A 432-nucleotide genomic window follows, 5' to 3' on the forward strand; every position below is an offset into this window, starting at 1 on the left:
CGGTCCGCGTGCGCCGCCCAACTCCCGCGCGGGCGCGGGGAGCGGCGTGCGGGGGCCCTTACACTGACCGCATCATGACGACCTTCCCGATGCCCGCGGACGAGGCCGAAGCCCGTGCCGTCCAGGACGCGTTGCGCGCGGAGGTGGTGCTCGACGAGAGCGGTCCGCCGCCCGGCACCGGACGGGTCACGGGTGTGGACGTCGCCTACGACGAGGAGCGGGACGTCGTCGTGGCGGCGGCGGTGGTGCTGGACGCGGCCACGCTCGACGTGGTCGCCGAGGCCACCGCGCGCGGCCGGGTGAGATTCCCGTACGTCCCCGGGCTGCTGGCCTTCCGTGAGATCCCCACCGTGCTCGCCGCGCTGGAGAGGCTTCCCGTCGGGCCGGGGCTCGTCGTCTGCGACGGCTACGGGCTGGCCCATCCGCGCCGGT

At 75.7% G+C, this 432-nt stretch carries 1 protein-coding gene; it reads left to right on the top strand.

The window, feature by feature from the left end:
* Positions 1-74: 74 nt before the first annotated feature.
* On the top strand, positions 75-432 hold a 358-nt coding region (locus G3I17_RS39350; protein ID WP_164604517.1), incomplete at its 3' end, for an endonuclease V.

The sequence above is a fragment of the Streptomyces sp. SID13031 genome (genome assembly GCF_010548305.1).
In the GTDB taxonomy this organism is placed as follows: domain Bacteria; phylum Actinomycetota; class Actinomycetes; order Propionibacteriales; family Kribbellaceae; genus Kribbella.